This window comes from Catalinimonas alkaloidigena, assembly GCF_900100765.1.
GTDB classification, from domain to species: Bacteria; Bacteroidota; Bacteroidia; order Cytophagales; family Flexibacteraceae; genus Mooreia; species Mooreia alkaloidigena.
Genome location: NZ_FNFO01000012.1, coordinates 186726 through 206145 on the forward strand (window position 1 = coordinate 186726; position 19420 = coordinate 206145).

Annotated in this window: 17 protein-coding genes; 7 read left to right on the forward strand and 10 right to left on the reverse strand. The window is 57.9% G+C overall.

Features of this window, described 5'->3' with window-relative positions; all coding sequences use genetic code 11:
• Positions 1–32: 32 nt before the first annotated feature.
• A complete protein-coding gene (locus BLR44_RS24695; RefSeq protein ID WP_089687248.1) occupies positions 33–1583 on the reverse strand; it encodes an FAD-binding protein in 1551 nt (516 codons plus the stop codon).
• 21 nt (positions 1584–1604) lie between these two features.
• Positions 1605–2636 (reverse strand): patatin-like phospholipase family protein, encoded by a 1032-nt coding sequence (locus BLR44_RS24700; RefSeq protein WP_089687250.1) that lies wholly within the window; start codon positions 2634–2636, stop codon positions 1605–1607.
• Between the two features lie 430 nt (positions 2637–3066).
• Here BLR44_RS24700 and BLR44_RS24705 point away from each other — a divergent pair, with 430 nt between their 5' ends.
• The 3 genes from BLR44_RS24705 to BLR44_RS24715 all read left to right on the forward strand — a co-directional run bounded on the left by BLR44_RS24705 (position 3067) and on the right by BLR44_RS24715 (position 6394).
• Entirely contained in the window at positions 3067–4209 is a 1143-nt protein-coding gene (locus tag BLR44_RS24705) for a lactonase family protein (RefSeq protein WP_089687252.1), read from the forward strand.
• A gap of 415 nt (positions 4210–4624) precedes the next feature.
• Positions 4625–5230, forward strand: a complete 606-nt coding sequence (locus tag BLR44_RS24710; RefSeq protein ID WP_089687254.1) for a hypothetical protein — start codon at positions 4625–4627, stop codon at positions 5228–5230.
• A gap of 618 nt (positions 5231–5848) precedes the next feature.
• Positions 5849–6394, forward strand: coding sequence for a hypothetical protein (locus BLR44_RS24715; protein WP_089687256.1), 546 nt, complete (start codon positions 5849–5851; stop codon positions 6392–6394).
• A 52-nt stretch (positions 6395–6446) separates the two neighbouring features.
• Here the strand turns inward: BLR44_RS24715 and BLR44_RS24720 are convergent, their stop codons facing one another.
• Positions 6447–7349, reverse strand: a complete 903-nt coding sequence (locus BLR44_RS24720) for a DUF72 domain-containing protein (RefSeq protein WP_089687258.1) — start codon at positions 7347–7349, stop codon at positions 6447–6449.
• A gap of 83 nt (positions 7350–7432) precedes the next feature.
• Between BLR44_RS24720 and BLR44_RS29335 the strand changes: the two genes are divergently transcribed.
• Entirely contained in the window at positions 7433–8113 is a 681-nt protein-coding gene (locus BLR44_RS29335; RefSeq protein WP_317042811.1) for a hypothetical protein, read from the forward strand.
• Positions 8114–8171: 58 nt separating this feature from the next.
• Here the strand turns inward: BLR44_RS29335 and BLR44_RS24730 are convergent, their stop codons facing one another.
• Positions 8172–9008, reverse strand: a complete 837-nt coding sequence (locus BLR44_RS24730) for a CvfB family protein (RefSeq protein ID WP_218127178.1) — start codon at positions 9006–9008, stop codon at positions 8172–8174.
• 119 nt (positions 9009–9127) lie between these two features.
• Between BLR44_RS24730 and BLR44_RS24735 the strand changes: the two genes are divergently transcribed.
• Complete coding sequence (locus BLR44_RS24735; RefSeq protein WP_089687262.1) at positions 9128–10234, forward strand: succinylglutamate desuccinylase/aspartoacylase family protein; 1107 nt, start codon at positions 9128–9130, stop codon at positions 10232–10234.
• Here the strand turns inward: BLR44_RS24735 and BLR44_RS24740 are convergent.
• Positions 10212–10547: a phage holin family protein gene (locus BLR44_RS24740; protein ID WP_089687264.1), complete on the reverse strand. Its 336-nt coding sequence runs from the start codon at positions 10545–10547 to the stop codon at positions 10212–10214. The two genes, BLR44_RS24735 and BLR44_RS24740, sit on opposite strands and share 23 nt — an antisense overlap.
• Positions 10548–10826: 279 nt before the next feature.
• Here BLR44_RS24740 and BLR44_RS24745 point away from each other — a divergent pair, with 279 nt between their 5' ends.
• A complete protein-coding gene (locus tag BLR44_RS24745) occupies positions 10827–11270 on the forward strand; it encodes an Hsp20/alpha crystallin family protein (RefSeq protein ID WP_089687266.1) in 444 nt (147 codons plus the stop codon).
• A gap of 64 nt (positions 11271–11334) precedes the next feature.
• Here the strand turns inward: BLR44_RS24745 and BLR44_RS24750 are convergent, their stop codons facing one another.
• The 5 genes from BLR44_RS24750 to BLR44_RS24770 all read right to left on the reverse strand — a co-directional run bounded on the left by BLR44_RS24750 (position 11335) and on the right by BLR44_RS24770 (position 17941).
• Positions 11335–11919 (reverse strand): DUF4126 domain-containing protein, encoded by a 585-nt coding sequence (locus tag BLR44_RS24750; protein WP_089687268.1) that lies wholly within the window; start codon positions 11917–11919, stop codon positions 11335–11337.
• A gap of 68 nt (positions 11920–11987) precedes the next feature.
• The gene (locus tag BLR44_RS24755) at positions 11988–14189 is read right to left on the reverse strand and encodes a DUF4230 domain-containing protein (protein ID WP_089687270.1); all 2202 of its coding nucleotides are present in this window, start codon (positions 14187–14189) and stop codon (positions 11988–11990) included.
• Complete coding sequence (locus BLR44_RS24760; RefSeq protein ID WP_089687273.1) at positions 14182–14802, reverse strand: DUF4230 domain-containing protein; 621 nt, start codon at positions 14800–14802, stop codon at positions 14182–14184. Before BLR44_RS24760 ends, BLR44_RS24755 begins: the two co-directional genes overlap by 8 nt.
• Positions 14802–17150: an N-acetylmuramidase domain-containing protein gene (locus BLR44_RS24765; protein WP_089687275.1), complete on the reverse strand. Its 2349-nt coding sequence runs from the start codon at positions 17148–17150 to the stop codon at positions 14802–14804. Before BLR44_RS24765 ends, BLR44_RS24760 begins: the two co-directional genes overlap by 1 nt.
• Complete coding sequence (locus BLR44_RS24770) at positions 17147–17941, reverse strand: DUF5675 family protein (RefSeq protein WP_089687277.1); 795 nt, start codon at positions 17939–17941, stop codon at positions 17147–17149. Before BLR44_RS24770 ends, BLR44_RS24765 begins: the two co-directional genes overlap by 4 nt.
• A gap of 334 nt (positions 17942–18275) precedes the next feature.
• Here BLR44_RS24770 and BLR44_RS24775 point away from each other — a divergent pair, with 334 nt between their 5' ends.
• A complete protein-coding gene (locus tag BLR44_RS24775) occupies positions 18276–19412 on the forward strand; it encodes a M20 metallopeptidase family protein (protein ID WP_089687279.1) in 1137 nt (378 codons plus the stop codon).
• Positions 19413–19420 lie beyond the last annotated feature (8 nt).

Below are 19420 nucleotides of genomic sequence, written 5' to 3' on the forward strand. Positions count from 1 at the left end.
GAAGTTACGCGCCAAGTCGCGTGCACGGTCGGCTATTCTTCGTGCAAGACGCCGGGGTTGACTGCCACTGTATCTAGATGACGCGGAATCAATTCGGCCTGCTCCATAAATACCGAGATAAACGTCCCTTTGGGATCGAGTTGCGCCCGCACCCGTTGCCAGATGCCGAGCCTGGGGAAATTCTTCTGCGTGATGTCAATCTTTCCGTACAGCCGGTTGTTGATTTTCCCCCAGTGCGGAATGCCGCCGTGTGTGAAAATCAGGTCCTGGTACCGCTCCAGAATCTCGTAGTCGCCGACCGTATTTTGCAGGAGTGGGATGTCGACGTAGGCGGTTTCACGTCCGTAGGCCGTGGACAGGTACGCCTGCGAGGCGGGCACAAAGCGTACCGGGATGTGCGATGACTGGTACAAGTTGCCCCTGGCGACGTTTTCCAGCGCCTGCCGGAAAATGGTTTCGACCACCGAAACGATCAACGCGCCATCGACCGGAAAAGCAAACTCCGAACTGATGCCGTGCCGCCGGATGTTGGTGCCGCTCTGAAACAACGTGCGGTAGCTTTTCCCGATAAAGATTTTGTCTTTAGTTCCTTTGAGGAAGCTGTTGATCGAGCCCGGAATCGCCTTCGGAAATCGGTTCAGGTACCAGATGGTGAACAGCGGCAGCAACGGAATATTACCCAGAATCGACGTTTTGAGGTTTTTGTACCGGGCGTTCAACGATAGTTTGGGAGGCCCCGGAATGATCTCCTGCAACACCACCGAGCACAGGTGCTGGCCGTCTACCTCGTACGGGTTAACCCGAAACGAGACGTAGTCGTAATTCCGCACCACTTTTTCGATGAAATCGCCCCGAATCAGTTCCTCGCGCAACACGTTCCAGTCCATCATCACCCGCTGCTCTTTGATCATGAAGGCTGGCACCACTTCCAGCGTCAGGGCGTACATGATGCCCATGGCGCCGAAACTGACCAGCGTGCTGTAAAACAGGTCGTCGTCCTGCACCAGCGCCTCGCCGTGCCGGGGCGTAAACGTCGCCGGATCGGTGATGCCGTCGGCAGGTTCGAGCCGGATAAGTTGCCCCCCGCCTGTCACCAGAAGGATGGACCGCACCATGTCGGGAAAGGCGGGCATCGTGATGCCCGAACCGTGCGTGGCGGTGGCCAGCGCGCCCGAAACCGTCTGAAAGTTGACCGCCCCCATGTTCAGGAGCGCCAGGCCCATCCCATCCAGGACGATGTTCAGATTTTTGATGGTGATGCCCGCTTCGGCCTCTACGTAATAACGCGCGTTATCGCCCTGCCCGCGATGCCGTTCGTGCAGCCCCTGCGGATCGACCTGCGCTACCTTGTCGAGGTACTGCATGTTCAGGAGGTAATCGCGCCCCTTCGCCACTTCCGAGAACGAGTGGCCCGATCCGACGGCCCGCACGCGCAGCCCGTGGGCGTCGGCGTCTTGCACAATGGCCACCAGATCGTCGACCTGGCGGGGGAAGAAGTAGCGCAACGGAGAGACTTCTACGTTGCGGGTGGTGTTTTTCCACGTCACGCGGGTTTTGGAGATGGAAGCAAGGCGGGCATTCATAAGACCATACACATGAGAGGGTTACGAGAGGTCGAGAAAACGGTAGATCGCGGCTTTCTGCTGCTGGTACAGCGCTTCCGCGTAGGCGTGGATGGCGGCGAGTTGCGCAGCGTCGGTGACGTCGATTTTCAAGGCCTGGTTCCGAAGCACCGCAGGCGCATCGGCCGCGCTGTAGTAGGGATTCAGGCGGTAGTAGTGCGCCGGGTGCAGCATTTCGCGGAGGTAGTGTTGCACGGCCACCATGTTGGTGTCGATCACCAGACTCACCAGGTGCCCGGTCCACTTGAGCAGCCCCCAGTTGCCGTTGCCGATTTTGCGGCGCGACACGAACGAACTTCCTGTGGAGCCACAGCCCAGCGAAAACAACCGGATGTCTTTTAGGGAGGCGCCCAACCCCAGCCGATGGCCCGGCAGACGACTCATGCCTTCCGAGGGGGCCACTTTATCGTTCAGCGCAAAGGCCAACCCGATAAGGGCTGGATCGTTCGCGTAGTTGCCTCCTTCCGAAAATCGGCCGTGGAGCGGCAGGTTCACCGCCGCCGCCGACGTACGCAGGGCCAGATTCACCATCCGCTCGTCCTGATGGGCCGTCAATGCCGAATTGTAAATCTCTACCCGAAAGGCAGGCGGCTCGTCCGGCGCCAGGTCGGGACTCAGGTCGAGCGCGGCCAGCAGAAAAGCGGGACGGGTACCGTGTTGTGCCGCGACGTCCTGCAACGTTGTGGTCCCGAATTTTTGCGTCAGCAGTTGTTTCAGGTTTGCGTTGGGATACTTGGGGGCGAATAGGTTGAGCGGATTCCAGAGGCGACGAAAACGAGTGGCAGGCAGAATGAACCCCGCCCGGTTCAGGTAAATGTCCACGATTTCGGCGGTATCTACGCCACACGCCAGCGCCGCCGCAATGATGCCCCCGGTGGCAGACCCCACAATGACGTCGAACAAGGCCGAAAGAGGCATGCCGGTATCCCGCCGAAGGCAATCGAGGAGGGTGGCGGGGAAAAGCCCCCGGGTGCCTCCTCCGTCGAGCGACAGGATGTTAACGGTCTGTGACATAGGACAGGGCTTCTCTGAAAACCGACCGGCTACCGCTGAGAACGAGAAGGCTTGCGGTGACCTGGCGTAGCAGGATGAGCGAAAGGGCCGGATGAAACGGTGCGTGCGACCCGGTAGACGCTGCCTGACGACAGGCCACGAGGTAGCGCTATGGCCTGAGGATGGCCACGCGGTGCAATTTCCCGGCGCAAGGGCAGGGCACCTCTCAGACAAAGAAAGAAGATTTCGGCGGAGGAGTCAATACTGTTTTTTCAGTATTTTCTACCGCCCCCCGGTTGAGCAACACGCCTGAGCACCAGCCATTTGTCCGCTACACGACACTTCCCCCACCTTTTCCGGTCGAGGCCTGGAAGTGTCAGGCACACGACATCCGTTGGTACCGCTGCCGTCTACCTTGTCCCCCATTCAACCTTATAAACGTACAACTCCCATGAAAAACGTCTTTAACCTTCCACTGCTGCTGGTCCTGATGCTGGGCCTCTTTTCGTCGTGCGAATACTTCGAGGATTTTACCCCGCCCCCCGGACACGGGCAGGGTCCGGCCGCCAACGTGGTATTCGTTTCGACCAACCAACCGTCGGGCAATGCCATCATGGTCTACAAAAGAGAGAAAGACGGCACGCTTATGCCCCACGGCAGTTACCCGACCGGGGGAAAAGGCATCGACGGTGGACTCGGTTCGCAGGGCGCGCTGGTGATGCACGACGGACGTCTGTTTGTGGTCAACGCCGGAAGCAATGAGGTGTCGGTGTTCGAGATCGACGGCTATGAACTGACGCTGGTCGAGCGGGTGGCTTCGGGCGGCATGATGCCCACCAGCCTGACGGTGCACAACGATCTGCTGTACGTGATGAACGCGGGCGGCGAAGGCAACCTGACCGGTTTCCGCGTCAGAGACGACGGCACCCTGAAGTTCATTCCGTCGTCGACTCGTTATTTCAGCAATGACGGCACCGGCCCCGCCCCGGCACCGGCCCAGATCGAATTTTCGCCCAACGGCCGCACCCTCGTCGCGACCGAACGCGCTACCAACTACCTCCTGACCTTTTCGGTGCTGCCCCTGGGCACGCTGGGCAACCGGCAGATCAGCATGTCGTCCGGCCAAACGCCGTTCGGTTTTGCGTTCAACACCGACGATCAACTCGTGGTATCCGAAGCCTTCGGCGGGGCTGAAAACGCCAGCGCACTTTCGTCCTATCGCATCAAACCCAACGGCACCTTGGCGACACTCTCCGGTTCGGTCGGCACCGATCAGACCGCGGCCTGCTGGGTGGCCATCACCGACGACCATCGGTACGCCTACACCACCAACACGGGCAGCGGCAACCTGACCGGCTACAAAATTGCCTCCACCGGCGAGCTAGGTCGCCTGTCGGCCAGTGGCAACGACGGCGACACCGGCCTGGACAGCCGCCCGATCGACCTGGCGCTGAGTCGTTCCTCCAAGTTTCTCTACGCCCTCAACGCTGAGGGGAGCATCAGCGGATTCGCCGTGCAAATGGACGGGAGCCTGGCCTCGCTCGGTAAAATCATGGACCTGGACCCTACCCCCGCCGGTATCGTGGCGCGCTAAATGCTCCTACAGCTTCCTGCTCAGCCGTACGTCCTTTGCCCTAGGCGAAGGCGTACGGCTGTTTGCCGTATAAGCCTCTTTTTCCTGCCCGCGTTAAATCTTACTTTGCAGCATGTTCGTGCGGCGTTATTTCCTATTACTCCTCCTGACGGGGTGCCTGAGCGCCTGCCGCACCCAATCCGGGCCTTCCAAGCCGCCTCACCTCTACCATCAGGACTCCCGCTACGTCAAGCACAAATAGGGTCCAGCCTCAAAAAACTATCACTTTTTACACGTAACTATCCGTTTCATTCGCTGTGAACAGAAGTTTGTAGGACGAAACTTAGCCGCGTAAGAATCCCCTCCCTCTCTGCGACTCACCCTGCGGAACCACCCTGTATCTTCGTTTCGGTTTTTAAATGTTACCGATAGTTGTATGAAACGATTTTTGATCACCCTTTTCCTGCTGGGGGGCATGCTCGGCTCCGCGCAGGCACAACAGGTCAACTGGGGAATTGGAGGACGGCTGGGCGATCCGGCGGGCTTCTCCCTCAAACACTACCAGCCCGGCAAGGCCCTGGAAATCAACTTTGGCCGCGCCTATTTTTTCAGCGGTTCGCAGTACTACAAGAAGCACTTTACCGACTGGTACTTCAAAAAACACGGCTACGAGTACTATAACTTCTACGGATACCATAACACCTTTCCGTGGGGGCTTCAGGTGCATTTCCTGCGCCAAAAGCCGCTTACTCAGCTCGATGTCAAAGGGTTGCAGTGGTACTATGGCGCGGGAGCGCAACTCCGCTGGCAAACGCTTTACTATTCGTACCGCTATCGGAACGAGAACAAAGGCGAGTGGATTTACGTGGACCGGGAACAGTACACCAACCTCGATCTGGGCCTGGATGGCGTGATCGGTGTAGAATACTTTATCCCGGAGGTTCCCCTATCCCTATTCACCGATTTCAACCTGTTTCTGGAACTCGTCGACTATCCTTCGCTGCGAGGCCAGGGCAGCCTGGGATTACGCTATACGTTTTGAGAAGGGAAGCTGTGACTACACTGTTAATGGATTCAAATCCGCAAATAACCAGCCCACATCATTGGCTAGTAACAATGATGTGGGCGATGATATCGGCCAAAATTATCATTTAAACAAAGCCCATCAATTAGTAAAGCTTTTTTGAAAAGCTGCTCACCAAGAAGATATAGCGTAATTATTCACTTATCAAAGCAATATAAAATTGAGCCAAAACAGCCTTCCAATAGGATTCAAATTATTATGGCTAGCAAGCTTATCACCTATTATTTTATGGCCTTACGTGTTGTTAGGATCTATGGTTTATGTATCTGATCATTTCGAGAACAGTATAACCAGCACACTCATATTTCTTCTTCTAAACTCATACCCTATGCTACTAATCGCTAATGGAGAAATCAGCGCAAAAACATATATAAAAAAGAAAAAAACATTAGCAATTTCGCTGTTAACGGCACCACTAGTTTTAGTTACGATCGTTATAGCCTACACATTTTTGATATAGAAATCATTGAAGACCTCGTTTCAATGCGCTAAGGATGCCCCTCAGTTCTCATCAGTGCTTGTGACTAGATATTTGAAGTAAAGAGGAATATATGAATTAGACTATAGATTTCAAAAATGAAAACTTTTTTAAGGATAGGCTTGATCACAATTTTGTTTAGCAACTGCACACACTACTCTGATCAGAAAGAAGGTGCTACGATGCTTCAAGAAGACAGCATACTTTCTTTGCACACAAGCGCGTCATTACCAGAAAAAACCTTAAATCCAACGCATCAAGCCAAAAGTCTTCAAAACAAGGACACCCTTTATTACGAAGTAAAATCAGATGCAGCAGAAATCGAAGCGTATGCACAAACCCTAAAAGTATCTTTTTTATCAGACACTTCCATTTGGTTCGAAGTAGATTATAATAATGTGCTAGGCAGCGGAAAAGTAACAGGAGTGGCGACCAATCAATATTCTGATATGGATTATGAAATAGAAGAATTTGAGGAAACCGCTTCTCCTGCCCTCGAGTATTCGATGGAAAAGGATAAATTTAAATATTCTATAAAAATTCAGTACTCTGACAGCTCCATGGCAAGAATTTTCACTTCGTCAGAAATCCCAACCGATCAGATTCCGTTCGAAGCTACCATGAAGTTAAAGCAAGCTAAATAGTAGTAACTTCTAGTCCAGCGGCTCGCCCAACCTCAGCCCTTAGGCAACTTGTTTAAAACAACGAGCCTTGCACCGGTTGAGGCTTTTGCGTCAGAGGTTGAAGTCCGGCACGCAGGTGGCCGTTCATTGCCAGAACGGCATAGGCAGACAAGTACGGATCGGTGTCGTTGTCGGGGCTGTGCACGAAAAAGTAGATGTCCTGCAGGCCCTTCTGCCGCCACTGGTGCAGCCGCTGCACCCACGCATCGACCCGCGTGAAGTCGGTAGTGTGGAGGTCGTTGCCCACAAACCGAACGAAGGCTACGGGGGTGGTCAGGTGCTGATGCACCACGTCGCGACGGCCCGCCGTATCGCTGATCACGGCCGTCACGCCCCGCTCGCGCAACAGGTCGAAGCCCGAAGTATCGCTTCCGAACCAGTCCGGGTGGCGAAACTCCACAGCCAGCGGTATGGCAGCCGGCAGCCGGTCCAGAAACTGCTCCAACCAATGCCGCTGTGCCGGCGCAAAGTGGGGCGGCAGTTGCAAAAACGAGATGCCCAGGTGCGTATCCAGACGCAGAATGGCGTCGCAAAAGGCTTCGGTTTCCGCGTCGGTGTGTTGCAACAGTTTGTCGTGCGAGATCACCTGCGGCCACTTGGGGCAGTACCGGAACGACGTGCCCTCGGCGGCCTGCCGCCAGCGCAGAATGGTTTCCGTCGTCGGAATCTGGTAGTGTGTTACGTTCAGCTCGATGGTGTTGAAGCGGCGCACGTAATGCTTCAGGAAATCTTTGTCTTTGGTCCCCTCCGGATACAGGTAGCCTACCCACTTCTTGTTGTTCCAGATGGGGCAACCCAGGTAGGTGGCGGGCGGTGTATCGGTGGCGTGTTGCGCCAGCACCGAAGCCGTCGACGGATGGTCGGGCGGCAGTTGAAAATCGACGCCCTGCAGGTCGGTCAGTTTTCCGAAATTCATGGTAGTGTTTTACGAACGACGAAATTGTTATTCACGTCTCGTCGTTGTACCTTTAGTCGCTGTTGATCTTAGTACCTTGTCATATGAAAAAATTCTGGATACTGCTTTTTGCGATGGCTCCGCTGGGCCTTTTCGCGCAGTCAGCCGATCATACTACCAACGCAACGCCGGAGGAAGAGGTTGAGTACTACAACCCCGAGCACGCCACCGAACTGGAAAAAATTACGCCTTCGCGCTGGCACTATGCCACGAATATAGGCGCTTCGTTTTTCACGGGCGCGTGGGGCAGCGGGTTCAACACGTACGTGGCCCCGCAGGTGAGTTACGACCTGAACGACCGCTGGCAACTGCACGGCGGGCTGGCGCTGGTCAATACGACGATGCCCTTCGGCTACGCGAATGCAGAAGGCAGTCAGGCCGCACCGTTCGCCCGAAACCGGGTATCGACCATGGCCTATGTCGGCGGTTCTTACCAGGCATCTGAGCGGCTTTTGCTCTCGGGCTATGCCTATTACGACATGCTGACCAGCAACTACGCGGGCGCACCGGCGGCCTTTACCCAGCCGAACATGGGCGCTTCGTTCAACGCTGAATACAAAGTCACGAAAAACTTCTCGATCGGGGTGGGTGTCTCCAGTCGGCGGGGCAACGGCTACGGCATGTACGGTAGCCCCTACGGAGGTAGCCCCTACGGATACGGTCCCGGCATGGGGAGCTTCGGCAGCCCGTACGGCGGGTTTGCTCCGCGTCCCTACGGTTGGTAAAGCCACAGAAAGAAAATCGTTCGCAAGAGGAATCCCGTCGGTTCCTCTTTTTTTATGGCTACTCTTCCGGCATCAGGCGGATGCCCTCTTTCTCCAGCAATAGCCGTCGTTCGCGGTACAGCATCCCCACCGCCTTTTTAAACACTTTTTTGCTCATGCCCAGCGCATCGTAAATGTCTTCGGGTCGGCTTTTGTCGTGCAGCGGCAGGTAGCCTCCCTCCTTCCGCAAGGCACGCACGAGCTGATCGATCGCGAAGGGCATCTCATCGAAGCCCTCGCGGCGCAGGCTCACGTCGATTTTGTTCTCTTCGCGGATCTTTTTGATGTAGCCCCGCACCGCGTCGCCGGGCCCCAGGTCCTGGAACACCTCGTTGTGGTACAGCAGGCCCCAATGCTGGTGGTTGATCACCACTTTCAGGCCCAGGTCGGTTTCCTGCACCACCAGCAGTTTCACGGCGTCGCCTTCGGCCACTGTCAGCGTGTCGTTGCTGATGAAGCGGTTCAAGCGGCTGGAGCCGACCAGGCGCTGCGATTCCGGATCGATGTAAACATAGACCGGATAATACATGCCCACCACCATGCGCTGGTCCTGTTCACGAAACGGCACCAGCAGATCCTTCGGCAGCCCCCAGTCCAGAAACGCACCGACCGCAGTGGTCTGCACCACTTCCAGGTAGGCGCACTCGCCGGCTTGCACCAGCGGCAGCTCGGTCGTGGCGATGATGCGGTCTTCCGAATCGCGGTAGAGAAACACCTTCAGCGTATCGCCCGGCTCGGTTCCTTCGGGTACGTACCGAATCGGTAACAGAATTTCGTCTTCGCCCGCTTCCAGGTACACACCGAAATCGACCCATTTTTTTACGGGCATGTAATTGATCTTCCCTAGTTCTGCCATACTCATTTTTCCGGGACTGTTTCGGCAACATTACACGTCCGCTTTGGGGAAAGGGAAATGTAACGTGCTCATCCTCTGGTCTTTTTTTGTAAAATTACGTGGATTCTAACAACGCAAGCATGTCCGATCTCATCGTCATCAACGGAAGAGCGATCAAACCCGGCGAACAGGCCGTCATCAACCTGTACATCCACAAGCTGCCTACGCACACGGTTATCGATCTGCCGATTTACATTTTCCGTTCGAAACGCCCCGGCCCGGTCCTGCTGCTAACGGCCGGCCTGCACGGCGACGAGACCAACGGCATCGAGATCATCCGGCGCATGATTCGCCACAAAATGCTGCACCCCTCGGCGGGCTCGGTCATCGCCATTCCGCTGGTGAACATCTACGGATTTCTGCAAAGTACACGTGCCCTGCCCGACGGCAAAGACCTGAACCGCAGTTTCCCTGGCAGCCTGCGCGGCTCGCTGGCGCAACGCGTGGCCTATACCATTATGAATGAGATCATTCCGTCGATCGACTACGGCATCGATTTTCATACGGGCGGCGCCAATCGCAGCAACTACCCGCAGATCCGGTGCGTTACCGACATTCCGCAAAACCTGGAACTGGGCAAGGCGTTCGGCGCGCCGTTTCTGATGAACTCCAAGCTGATCGACAAATCGTTCCGGAAAGCCGCCGACCGCATGGGCAAGTACATCATCGTCTACGAAGGCGGCGAATCGATGCGCTTCGACGAGTTTGCCATCCAGGAAGGCATCCGGGGCACGCAACGCGTCATGCTGCATTTCGGCATGAAGAAGAAGGCCGACATGATTCTGGGCACGGGCCAGTCGGTGCTCCTGAAAGAAAGCTCGTGGTTGCGCGCGCGCCAGGCCGGGTTGTTCAGCCCGCTGGTGCCGCTCGGTTCCCAGATCGACAAAGGAGAAAAGATCGGTCGCCTGACCGATCCGTACGGGGAGCACGAGTACGTGATTCGGGCGGCTACCGACGGCTACGTGATCGGCGTCAACTATACCCCGGTGGTTAACGGCGGCGATGCGCTGTTCCACGTCGGTCTGGATGCCGTGATGGTGCGCGAACGTCAGTTGGCGTCCGGCCGCCGCAGAAAAAAGACCGGCAAGCACGTTCCGGAAGAGAACGCCGTGTTTGTGGAGGCCGATCAGGGGTCGGGGGTAGAGCCAGTGGTCTCGTCGATTATCAATCCACAAACGTTCCGATAAGCGCGTTGAGCAGCGCCAGGATGATGCTGAAGAGCAACGCCGATAAGAAGCCTGCCACTTCGAAGCCTCCGATGAGCGCATCGGCGATGTAAATGATGATCACGTTGATCACCAGCAGGAACAGCCCCAGCGTGAGGATGGTGACGGGAATGGTCAGGATCACGAGGATCGGTCGCAGGATAGCGTTGAGAATGGCCAGTACGATGGCGACCACGATGGCTGTGCCGTAGCCATCGACCGTTACGCCGGGCAACAGGTAAGCGCCCGCCATAACCGCCAGTGCCGATAACAGAATACTCAGAATTAAGCCCATAAGGAATCGTTAGGTTTGATACGTCATACGCGACTTGTCCAGGACAAGTTTACACCTCAATAAAGACATTTTGACACCAATTTTACAAGAAAAAAGCCATAAAATGCCAATTTGACACATTAAATGGGCCAATCGCTCCTAAAATCCGAGTGGCATTTAAGTTGTTTACAGGGAAGTGTCCCGACGAAAAGAAGGCGCATACGGACAGAACGTCTTTCGCAGGACACGGAAAACAGAATGGACTTAACCCTTCATTGTTCACCTTAAACGATTAAAACTATGTCACTCGTAAGATTTAAACCCTACAGCCCGGCCGCTACCTTTAACAGTGTGTTGGAAAACTTTTTTGGCGACGACGCCTCCAACCTCTTTAACCGCGACTACAGCGCTACGCTGCCGGCGGTAAACGTACAAGAGCACGCCGAGGCCTTTACGGTCGAAGTAGCCGCCCCCGGCCTGAAAAAAGAGAATTTCAAAATCAACGTGAACCACGAGTTGCTGACCATCTCTTCGCAGTTCGAAGACACCAAAGAAGAGAAAGAAGAAGGCAAATACACGCGGCGTGAGTTCAACTACAGCGCGTTTCAGCGTTCGTTCACGCTGCCCAAGTCGGTTGATGGCGAAAAAATTCAGGCCAAGTACGAAGACGGCGTCCTGCGGATTAGCCTGCCCAAACGGGAGGAAGCCAAAGTGAAGCCGAACCGCGAGATTCAGATTTCATAGTCATACCTTTGCAGATACAGAAAGCCCCGCCGTTTCGGTGGGGCTTTTTTGTTGTGCCACGCCTTTAGGAGCGCGACGCCGGGCGTTTCCAAAGCCGTTGCAACCGACGAAAGAAAAAGACCATTCCGACCAACAGCAAGATGACCACAAGGGCTGCGAGGGGCCACAGGAACACCGAAAGTGCCGACAACCCGACCGAAGCCACTGTCTCGGTCGCCGAGACCACCGGATTGCCCAGCCCGCCAGTCGTGGCCGTGGAGGCGAGCCGCGTCTTGGCATTGAGCCCTTTGACCAACCCCGCCGTGCCGCCCCCCGCGATAATCGCCAGGGCCCAGCGCCACATGGGTTCGATGTCGACCATGGTGGACGCCATTACGGCCGTACCGGCAACGGTAGCGGCGGGCAGCGTGATGGCATCGAGCAGGTTATCGAACCAGGGAATGAAGTAGGCCAGCGTTTCGAGAAGGGTCGCCACCCCGAATACCACCATCGCCGGGAGCGTCCCGACCCACTGCCACGACTCGCTGAGCGGCACAACGCCAAAATAACTGGCTACGCTCAGGAACAGCAGCGGCAAAAAGACGCGAAACCCAACGGAGGCGGCCAGGCCCAACCCGATGAAAAAGGAAGCGATCAGTTCTGGAATCATACGAACAGGCATTTCTTCCTTTGACGGATTTGCGCCGGCAGGGGTTCGCCGTCCCCGATGCGGTACGATCAGCGCCCCTGAACGTAGGTCCGCCAGGCCGCGAGTTTGTGGCGGGCGCGTTCCTGCGCCCCAAGTTTCGCCTGCACCCATGCACTGGCCTTCAAGATGGGATCCTGGTGTTGCCACTGCGCCTGGGCAGCGGCCAACAGTTCGTAGTACGACGCCAGTTCCTGCGCCTGGAGACTCGTGAGGCGGTACGGCGGCGCCTCCGGCACCGGTGGTTTCGCGCGCCACACGTACAAGGTGTCGCTTCCCAAGGGAGCCTGTATTCCCCGCCCCGCTTGCCACAGGGCCTGATTTAGAAACTCCTCCGGTGGCAGATGCAGCGCCTGGAGGGTATCGTACCCGGCCGCCGCCTGCCGGTAGAGCCAGAGCGTGCTATCGTTGACGTAGGCCAGCGTCGTATCGCCCCGGGGCGTCAGCACCGGCCCGAACAAGTCGTTGGCTTCCACCGCCTGCGCGAAATGCGCCGCATCGTAATAGAACGGATGCAGTTGTGTCAGCAGGTACGGCCGGGCATCCTGCGCGCCCCGCAGGTAGGTCACCTGCACCGAATCGCCGAACCGGCGGTAATCTACCACCGCGCTGTCCTGCAACAGGCGCGCCTGCACGTCTGCATCGGCCCGCTGCCCCTGCGTTTCCAGCTGGCCCCGGCGAGGGCAGGTCCGCAGAAGGTAAGCCACGGCCCGGTTGTAGTCCATCATAAACGCCAGGCTGTCGTCCAGCCAGTAGGGCAAGCGCCGTGGCAACACGGAGTCGCGCGTGTGTTCGGCCGGGCGCTGGACCGATATCCAAAACGCTCGTTCCAGTTCGTGTTCTTCGTGGGGCTCCAGGATGGAGTCCTGTCCCACGCGGTAGGCCAGGGCCGAAAAGTAGGAAAACGTGCCGGGCACCGCTTCGAACGGAAGCTTGCGGAGTTTTCCGAGTGTGGCGCGCAACAGCTGCTCCTTTTGTGCGATCAGTTGCAGGTTCCGCGAACGATTGGTCGGTGCTCGCGCCAGCGAATCCAGCACCGCCTCCTCCCGCCGCACGAGCGAATCGAGGCGGTGGGCTTCGTATGCGTTGAGGTATTCGTCGCGCGCCATGTCGTCGGCAGCCACGATCAGCGCATCGTTGTGAAAAAAGACCCGTTGCACCTCCTTGCCGGTGACGAGCGAAAAAAAAGCCTGCAACGTGGCTTCCCCCTGCTGCTGAGCACGCGCCAGAATCTGCGCCCGGTGCGCGTAGGCGACCAGCTTTTCGAGGCAACGGAGTTTTACCTGCTTGGCGTCTTTGAAACTGACCTGCCCCGCATAGTCGATGATGTCGAACCCCGGCACGCCCCGCTCGGGAATGAACCAGGGGTTGATGTCGGCGTTGAGGATGCGCGGTTGCAGCCCGAAGAAGTGCAATTCGCCGTGCTCCTCGTCAAAGTAAAACGACGACGCATCGAGCGTGCCGAAGTCAAAGCCCGCCTTTACCCAGCCCCGCCCCACCATCGCCAGTCGCTTTTTCCGCTCTACGCGCGTCAGTTTCGACGTCCGGTCTTCGTGAAAAAATGCACTGTAAGCACGCGTCTCTTCGAATCCTTCGTGCAGGTACGCTTGCAGCGCCGGTTCTGCCAGCCGCCGGGCGTAGTCGGCCAGTTCCGTGTAGATCGCAAACAGCACGCGGCCTTTGTCCTTCTCGGCAGGGTCCCAGTCGCTTTTCTTTTGCGGGTCGATCCGCTCGCGCCAGAGGTATTCCAGCACGTCGTCGAACGAAGCGTCGTTGGGCTGGAGTAACTCGTGGAAATGCAGCTTGTCCTGGATGTTCTGGCGATCCACCTCGTGCCGCACCAGCCGCCGCCAGTTCGTCGGATTGCCGAAAAGCGCACGATTGTCCTTAAACTCCTGCGTGCGTTCGTCTTTCGGGCGCTGTTGGTACTGATAGAGCTGAAAGAGGGCTTGTTTGAGGGCGACGTACTGCTGCTGGGCTTCGTCGTTGAGCGAGTCGTCGAACACCAATTCCAGCCGCGACTCTTCCAATGAAGCGATCACTTCGCCGTAATATTCGGCCGTAATCAATTGGCCGATCTGCCGCACTTCCGTCACCATGTTGGTGGTGGTTTCCAGCTTTAGTCCACCGCCGAACATCCCGAACGGATTCCACAGGAACAGCAGCACCACCAGCCCCACGATCAACAGGGCGTCGAACAGAAAGCGCCAGTTTTTCAGGATCAGGCTAATCATTGCCTTCCTCCTCTCCCGACACGTTCACCGGGTCGATCAGCAGCGCGTCGCTTTGAAACGAGATGTAAATTTCGCGGTAGCCCAACGCGCGCAGCAGTTGCGTCAGCAGCGCGCGCGTATGCTGCTGCGTGGTTTCCACCACGCCCATGTAGGCCAGGTTGTTCCGGATGTCGAGTTCGGCCTGGCGGAAAAATTCTTCCTGATCGTCGAGGCTGATTTTGTTGAGAAAAGCCTTCGGATCAGAAATCAGCGAATCCTCCACAAACCCGGCGGGCGGATACGAAAAGTTGATGACCTTCACGGGCGGCAGCCGCAGCGTAATGCGCTTGCCCTCGATTTCGACATCACGTTCGGCGATCTGCCCCAGGTCGATGCCGGTTTTGACCGTCGCCTGCGAGTAGGCCAGAAAACGGGCTTCGCTGAGTTTCAGAAACCAGGAGAACTTTCGGGTTTTGGTGCCGTGTACAATCTTGTCGACCGTAAATTCGGTGGTTGCCAGATCGCTGGCCTGCTGGATTTTCCCCACCACCAGCCCGCGCTCGTCCGGCTGGCAGGCGATCAGTCCCAGCAGCAACCCGATCAGGGCACTCCACGATGCGGAAGGGGTTTTCATCAGGCATGCACGTTTTGGTGGATGTCCCGTACGGCGTTGAACAGGCAGCGGGCGATGCGCCGCTGCCCCGCTTCGCTCAGCAGAAACTGCGCTTCCAGCCGGTTATCGTAAAACAGGTTTTCGACCAGCAACGCCGGGCAGCGGGTCTTGCGCAGCACGTAGAACGACTTGCTTTCTACCTCCATTTCCCGGTCGGGATCGCCGTCGGTCATGTCTTGCCGGAACTTAAACTCCGGGAACGCCTGCTTGTACGCCTGCGCCACCACGCTGGCCAGTTCGTCGCTCTTGGTCTGGCCCACGCTGGTCCAGACTTCGAACCCGTTGGCCTGTCCGCCTGCGCCGGTCAGCGCTTTCGAGCTGGAATTGCTGTGGATGGAGAGGAAATAGGCGTTCGGGTGGTCACGGTAGAGGGCGTTGGCCTTCTCCACGCGTTCCGTCAGGCTGGTGTCGTCCACGGTACTGACCGTCAGGTCGTAGAAGGGAATGCCCGCTTCCTGCAACAGGTCCATCAGCATTCGCCCGATGCGGCGGTTGATGTCTCCTTCGTAAATCTTGGTGCCGTCGGCAAATTCGTAGCGCTTGCCCCGCTCGGGGGGCGTCTGGTAGACGCCGTCTTTCATGCCCCCGTGGCCGGCGTCCAGCATCGGCACCCAGCCCCCGCCTGCCTCCGAAGCTGGTGTCTGGGTTCGGTAGCGCGCGTAGGCGGCCTGTAGCCGGACGTCGTACTGGTTGGTTTTGTAGCCGCTGCCGTTGTAGCCGTAGGCGAACGAGGCCCAGTCGTACGTACCCTGGCGGGCTTCCGAAATGTACTCGATCAGCGGCTTGCCCCGGGCGGTTTTGGTTTTGATGAAGGCCAGAAAATCGAGAAAATGGTAATACTCCGAGACGCCTTGCTTCTCGACAAAATCGTTGTAGTCCTTATAAAAGTCAGGGTCGCGTGCCTCCCGGGCCGGATCGAGCCGCGCCTTGATGTTGTGCTCCAGGTTTTCGCCCAGAATCTGGAACAGGCCCCACGACGTAGCGTACACCGCTGCTTTGGCGTCGATCTGCCGGGCGGCGTCCAGCCGCTCGTACTCTTTCGCGCCCAGCCGGTAGTGCTTCGTGGTCCAGTTCCGGTAAATCAGCTCGGGATACTGCGCCTGCAACGCTGCCGGATTTTTCCCGAACTTTTCCAGCCAGAACCAGAAGCGATGCCCCTCGAACAGAATTTTGGGCCGCCCGTCGGGCAGGTGTCCGCGCCCCGACGATTCCACCTCCAGGATGGCCTTCACGACCGGCAGCGACAGGCGAATGCCTTCTTCCTGTTGCAACTGATGCAACGCCGCTTCGATCTCTTCGTCGCTCAGCACCTTGCCGAAGATGTTGTCTTTCACCTGCACGAAACTGCCCTGCAACCGCGCCGCTGGCTCGTCCGCAACGGCCGCCGACAGGACTTTGCGCCGGGCGGTCAGCGCCGACGCGCCTTTTTCCTGTTCGACCCGCTCCAGCTCGCGGTCTTCTTCGGCCAGTGCCAGGTCGTCGACATCGAGCTCGCTCATCATCTCCTTCCGGGCCGGCGGTTTGGCGGCGGGTGCCGTGGCCGACGGCGCGCCGGTGGTCCACCGCCGTTGGAGGTACTTGAGCGATTTATCGCCAAAATAAAAGGCAATCATCATCAGAAAAGCCGTCTCGAAAAACTCGAACTGTTGCCGGATCAGCGCCAGTTGGTTGCTGGTCGAATACTCGGTACCAAAACTGGCAATCAGGAGCGAGAGCCCACCCATCAGCAGCGTGAAGGCGATCATCCCGCGTACGGTGCCCGGCGGTAGCCCGAACGTCTGGCTGCGGTACGGATTTTTGTCGGGTGCCGTCAGGTCTTCCTGGCTCACCGGAAACCCCATGCGTTGTTTTTCGCGCGCCTCGAAAATCCGCTGCCATTCCCGGTCGGTCAGGCCATAATTGATGTTGTAATGGTAGACCGACCACATGAAGTACCGCAGAAACACGGCGACCCACGTGACCGATACCACCAGTCCCAGCGCCTGGAAAATGTTCTCATGATCGAAGTACACAAACAACGCGCTGATGAGGCCCAGCACCGTCAGCGTGACGGTCAACACCCCGGTTCCCCCGAAAAAAAAGCGGTGGTAAGGATGCGCGCCGTAGCGCTGGTGGTCGGCTTCGGCGTTGAGGTACTTGACCAGCACGCCGTAGAGAATGCCCAGCGCACTCACCACCACGAACCCGAGGGCCCAGAAACGACTTGCGCTTTCGAGGGCATCGCTCTGCCCGATCAGGACACACAACGCCAGGGCAATGGCCACAATGCCAGCCACATGCACCCACAATTGTTTGGGAAGTGATTTCATGCAGGGGAGAGTTTGCAGCGCTCGAACCAGTCTTCGTCCACAATGCGGATCTGTACCGTTTCGCCGGCGTTCAGAAGGGCGCTGATGGTTTTATAAAAGCGTTCGAAAGCCAGCCGGGAATACTGGACCATTTTTACGGCGCTGGCGGTGTTGACCCCGTCGGCAATCAGCAGACAGCCGCGCGTGTCCTCGTGGGTGTTGCCGACGTGGATGTACACCTGATCGAAACCGGGGATGCCCTGAATTTCCAAATGGTACTCGAACCAGGGGCGCGTCTGCCGGTAGGTCTGCGTCAGACCGGTGAGCGCCCGGTTAAAATCGAGGGGATACAGCCCGGCCGGGATGCGCGTTTCGCCCGCCACCTTCGTTGCGCGAAAGGTATCTTCGAGCGTGTAGGCGAAAAACTTGTTGCGCAGAAAGAGCAGTCCCAGCGTCGTCTGCCCGTCGTCGAGGTAGCGCAACACGGTCAGCGTACTCGCGGCCAGGGGCACGCCCGCCTCGTTCTGCAGTTGGCGCTCGATGTGCGTTACAGAGGGAAGCGCTACCGGCGCAGCGAGAGGCGCAGGTTGGACGGCGACGGTTGCGGCCGACACGCCTTCGGGCAGGCGCGTTGCAGGACGGCGAAACGCTCCGGCCACGGCCTGAAAGCCCTTTTCGAACAGCAGCACTACGTACCCGATGAACCCCACCAGCCAGAGCCAGAGGTCGCTCAGCACCTGGGGATTGGTGAGGAACAGCAGCACCGCAACGGTAAGCAGCGCCAGAAATAGTAAAGCCAGCAGGTGTTTCACAACGAAAACAAAGGCAACAGCAGTGCGTTTTGCGCACGCAACAACTGGATTCGGAAAGCTATCTGGGGAAACGCAACGGTGCGTGACATGCGGCGCGAACAGAACAACGGGCCTGCGCACTGCGGCAGGAGGAGCCAGCACTCCTGAAACGCGGGAAGGGCGGACGGTACGTCGGGGCGACTTTTGCGGCTTCTCGCGAAAACGGCACTAGTTACTGAATTAATTGACCGGTCGCAATACTGATTTTTCAGTATTTCCCCGCTCCCGTTCCCCAATTGTCCGCCGTTTGCGCCCGATTTTCTACTTATGCAGTTCCACATCCTCCCGCAACCGCATGATTCATGATCTGGTAGCCCTCCGCCGACACCTGCACGCCCATCCTGAGCGGTCGGGACACGAGGCACAAACGAGCCGCCTGGTGCGGGATCACCTCGGCGCGCTGGGCTACACCGACCTTCTGCACGGTTTTGCGCAGCATTCGGTGCTGGCTGTGCTGACGACCGGCCGACCCGGCCCCACGCTGCTGTTCCGGTGCGAGCTGGACGCCCTGCCGATCCAGGAGCTTAACCGGTTTGCCCACCGGTCGCAAACGGCGGATGTTTCACACAAGTGCGGGCACGACGGACACATGGCGATTCTGCTGGGCCTCGCCCGTCGATTGCAGGAAGCGCCGCCTGCGTGCGGTCAGGTGCTACTGCTGTTTCAGTCGGCCGAGGAGACGGGCCAGGGCGCGCGGGCGGTGATCGATTCCGGGGTATTGCGTGCCTACCCGATTGCCTACGCCTTTGCCCTCCACAACCTGCCGGGCTACCCGTTGGGCGAGGTAGTCAGCAAAACCGGGCGCTTGACGCCGTCGGTCGAAAGCGTGTGCATCCACTTGCAGGGACGCACCAGCCACGCCGGAGAACCCGACCAGGGCATCAATCCGGCGTTGGTCGTGGCGGACCTGATTCAGTATTTCGCCACGCTGCATTGCCCCGTTCCTACCGACGATGCCTATTTTGTCAGCACTCCCATTCATCTTTCGATGGGCGAAGAGGCCTACGGCATTTCGGCGGGTGCGGCGCAGTTGGGGTATACCTTTCGGACCTGGGATAATGCACGGTTCGACCGGATGAAAGCCACCATCGAAGCGGAAATCGGGCGACGGGTGCAGCAACAACCGGGGTTGCAGGTGCATTGGGAATGGAAAGAAGCGTTTCGAGCCACGGTGAACGACCCGGACGCGGATGCGCTGATTCGTACGGTGGCCGACGGGTTGGGCGTTCCCTTCCACCAACAAAACACGCCGTTTGCGTGGGGAGAAGACTTCGGTCTGTTCACCGAGCGGTACCGGGGAGCGCTCTTTGGGCTGGGGGCGGGGCCGGATTGCCCAGTGCTGCACAGTCCCGACTACGATTTTCCGGATGCATTGCTCGACCGGGGCGTCGGCCTGTTCGAGGGACTGGTACGGGCAATGCTGGGTTCCTGAAACGAAAC

Coding starts and splice junctions, on each gene's coding strand:
- BLR44_RS24695 (WP_089687248.1), bottom strand. CDS start 1,583: ATGAATGCCCGCCTTGCTTCCATCTCCAAAACCCGCGTGACGTGGAAA.
- BLR44_RS24700 (WP_089687250.1), bottom strand. CDS start 2,636: ATGTCACAGACCGTTAACATCCTGTCGCTCGACGGAGGAGGCACCCGG.
- BLR44_RS24705 (WP_089687252.1), top strand. CDS start 3,067: ATGAAAAACGTCTTTAACCTTCCACTGCTGCTGGTCCTGATGCTGGGC.
- BLR44_RS24710 (WP_089687254.1), top strand. CDS start 4,625: ATGAAACGATTTTTGATCACCCTTTTCCTGCTGGGGGGCATGCTCGGC.
- BLR44_RS24715 (WP_089687256.1), top strand. CDS start 5,849: ATGAAAACTTTTTTAAGGATAGGCTTGATCACAATTTTGTTTAGCAAC.
- BLR44_RS24720 (WP_089687258.1), bottom strand. CDS start 7,349: ATGAATTTCGGAAAACTGACCGACCTGCAGGGCGTCGATTTTCAACTG.
- BLR44_RS29335 (WP_317042811.1), top strand. CDS start 7,433: ATGAAAAAATTCTGGATACTGCTTTTTGCGATGGCTCCGCTGGGCCTT.
- BLR44_RS24730 (WP_218127178.1), bottom strand. CDS start 9,008: ATGGCAGAACTAGGGAAGATCAATTACATGCCCGTAAAAAAATGGGTC.
- BLR44_RS24735 (WP_089687262.1), top strand. CDS start 9,128: ATGTCCGATCTCATCGTCATCAACGGAAGAGCGATCAAACCCGGCGAA.
- BLR44_RS24740 (WP_089687264.1), bottom strand. CDS start 10,547: ATGGGCTTAATTCTGAGTATTCTGTTATCGGCACTGGCGGTTATGGCG.
- BLR44_RS24745 (WP_089687266.1), top strand. CDS start 10,827: ATGTCACTCGTAAGATTTAAACCCTACAGCCCGGCCGCTACCTTTAAC.
- BLR44_RS24750 (WP_089687268.1), bottom strand. CDS start 11,919: ATGATTCCAGAACTGATCGCTTCCTTTTTCATCGGGTTGGGCCTGGCC.
- BLR44_RS24755 (WP_089687270.1), bottom strand. CDS start 14,189: ATGATTAGCCTGATCCTGAAAAACTGGCGCTTTCTGTTCGACGCCCTG.
- BLR44_RS24760 (WP_089687273.1), bottom strand. CDS start 14,802: ATGAAAACCCCTTCCGCATCGTGGAGTGCCCTGATCGGGTTGCTGCTG.
- BLR44_RS24765 (WP_089687275.1), bottom strand. CDS start 17,150: ATGAAATCACTTCCCAAACAATTGTGGGTGCATGTGGCTGGCATTGTG.
- BLR44_RS24775 (WP_089687279.1), top strand. CDS start 18,276: ATGATTCATGATCTGGTAGCCCTCCGCCGACACCTGCACGCCCATCCT.